This is a genomic window from Campylobacter sp. CNRCH_2007_0968H (assembly GCF_025773245.1).
Taxonomy (GTDB): Bacteria; Campylobacterota; Campylobacteria; order Campylobacterales; family Campylobacteraceae; genus Campylobacter_D; species Campylobacter_D lari_D.
On record NZ_JAKMTQ010000056.1, the window covers coordinates 1 to 617 of the forward strand.

Annotated in this window: 1 pseudogene; it reads left to right on the plus strand. The window is 30.1% G+C overall.

Annotation, left to right across the window (positions count from 1 at the left end):
• Positions 1-449, plus strand: a pseudogene (locus L8Y18_RS08615) (hypothetical protein); the annotation flags it as partial.
• Positions 450-617: the final 168 nt, after the last annotated feature.

Sequence of the window (617 nt, forward strand, 5' to 3'; positions counted from 1 at the left end):
TAAATGTTTATCAATTTAATTTTGATGCATGGGGAAAAATATATAAAGCCTTAAGAAGTGATATAGTTGAGGGTAAGATAAAAGATCCAAGGGATGTAGATTCTACTTATGAAAGCAGAAGAGAATTTGATCGTTATATGGATGGGTATCAAAATGGTATGACAATTAATTACCATGTAGATATAAATAATTATAGAAGCGAAGAATCGGCTAAATTATTTATGGATTCATTGGTATTGGAGGCCAAACTCGCAGCTCTAACTCCACCTCAAGGCTATCCTAATGCACCTTATTATTTTAGTCCAGAAAGATTAGAATGGGATTATAAAAATTATCAATTAGATAAACTCCTTGATCCAAGAATTCCTGCCATATATAGATATAATTTTCCAGAGGAACTTCGAGCTAAAATACTAGCTTATGCTAAAGAACATAATATAAAAGAGTAAAAATAATGAATTTCATTAGCCACTACTATAATCATGGAAGATGGTTTGTATATAGGATGAAAGGATAAAAATGAGTGAAACTTATGAAATTTATACACCTAATGGCGGTATATTAGATGTAGAAAAAAAAACGAATAAAATTTTATTATATGATGGGGGAGCTAAGGT